Source organism: Embleya sp. NPDC059213 (genome assembly GCF_042754445.1).
Classification (GTDB): domain Bacteria; phylum Actinomycetota; class Actinomycetes; order Streptomycetales; family Streptomycetaceae; genus Embleya.
Map to the genome: position 1 here is coordinate 1 of NZ_JBHZAV010000410.1, position 1,743 is coordinate 1,743.

Here is a 1,743-nt window from a genome sequence, read left to right on the forward strand (position 1 = left end):
GGCGACTTCGGTGCGGCGGCTTCGGCCGTTGCTACCGGTGTGGCGGTCGGTGCGTGGTTCAGGTGAGTTCGTCCACCCGATAGCCCGGTACGGACGGCCGACGCACCGTCGGCACCACCGATTCCTCCGCGCCCGACCACGAGTGGTCCACCCCGTGGCCCCACACCGCGGGGTCACCCTGCTTCGCCGACAGCACGCTGCGGCCCGGTCGGTCAAGCCGCCGCGGGTGTGGGGCGCACCTCCGGGGTCCGGGTCGGGCGGGTTTGGCGCAGGTGTTCGGTCACGGTCATGGCGGTCAGCACCAGCGTGGCGGCGGTCAGTGCGGCCCAACCCGCGCCGGCCAGCGATGCGGTCAGCGGGATCACCACGACGGCGGCGGTGATCTGCGCGGCGACCGGTCCGGTGCCCAGGACGTGGCGGTGCCAGGCGTGGCCGAGCAGGAAGGTTGCCACGCCGGCACCCAGCCACCAGCGGTTGGTGTCGGTGCCCAGGTGGTGGATGCCGTCCGAGATGCCCGCCGCGACCAGCACGATGCCGGCGATCATCACCGCGTGCGCCAGGCCGAACGCCACGTAGCCGAGCATCTGCCGACGCTCCACGGACGCGTCCGACATGGCCCGTACGGTGCGTTCGTCGTCGCCGCCGAAGTACGTCCACCAGATGCCGGTGGCGACCGCGATGCCGAGCAGGATGCCCCCCGCGAGCCTCCAGTCGACCGGCCGACCACCCGCGCCGATTCCGACGGCCACCACCGATTCGCCGAGCACGATCAGGATGATCAGTCCGTGTCGCTCGACGAAGTGGTGCGGCTCGACCACGAAGCCGCGAACGCGTCCGATCACCATGGACAGGTACAACACGGCGACGGCCGCCGCCCAGCACGCCCAGGTGCCGGCGTCGGGCAGGTGCGGGGCGATCAGGATCAGCAGCCCGCCGGCCGCGTTGAACGGCGCGAGCCGCACGATCCCGGAGCGGGCCGAGGGCTCTGCCGCGGTCAGGAACAGCGCGACGTGCATCCCGACCGCGACCAGGAACGCGAGGCCGAACGCCCAGCCGTCCGGGTCGAACGCGTAGGGCAGATCCAGGCCCATCACGAAGAACGAGGTCATCGTCAGCGCCAGCAACAGCCGCACCGCGGTCGCGTCCGGCCGGACCGCGTTGGTCAACCAACTGAACGCGCCGAACATCCACCACATCGCCGCCAGCGGCAACATGCCCTGGAGCAACCCGCTCCAGCCCGGGTGGGACTCCACCTGGTGGGTGGCCTGGGTGAGTACGAAGACGAAGACGAGGTCGAAGAACAACTCGATCGGCGTCACGCCGGTGGGCCGCTCGGCCTGGGCGGGTGCTTCGGCGGGGTCGTGCGGGAGTCGGATCGGGATTTCGTCGGTGGTTTCCAGGGGGACTTCGGTGGCGGTTCCGACGGGGATTTCGGTGGCTTCGAGGGCGGGCCGGTGGGCGGGGTCCGTCGGTGAGGGCGGCGCCGGTATCGCGGCGTCGCCTCGATCGGCGTCGCCGGGAGCCGAGGAGGGTCTCATTCGTTCGCTTTCGTGGGTCCGGGTGCGCTCATCGGGGAGCCGAGGCACGGCACCGGGGTACGGGCCGACCGAGGTCCGGCCCGGTCCGATGCGAGTCGCGCACATGCGCGGGCCCATCATCACCGCGTCGTCTGTTTCGGAACAGCGCGTTCTCCGCGCGTTCGCGATCGGCGTAGCCGCGGGGGGGGGGGGGGGGGGGCGCGGG

At 71.9% G+C, this 1,743-nt stretch carries 2 protein-coding genes; both read right to left on the bottom strand.

The window, feature by feature from the left end; genetic code table 11:
- Positions 1-58 precede the first annotated feature (58 nt).
- Positions 59-196 (bottom strand): hypothetical protein, encoded by a 138-nt coding sequence (locus tag ACFXMF_RS47690; RefSeq protein ID WP_379992883.1) that lies wholly within the window; start codon positions 194-196, stop codon positions 59-61.
- A gap of 16 nt (positions 197-212) precedes the next feature.
- On the bottom strand, positions 213-1,538 hold the full coding sequence (locus ACFXMF_RS47695; RefSeq protein ID WP_379992882.1) for a low temperature requirement protein A: 1,326 nt from the start codon (positions 1,536-1,538) through the stop codon (positions 213-215).
- Positions 1,539-1,743: the final 205 nt, after the last annotated feature.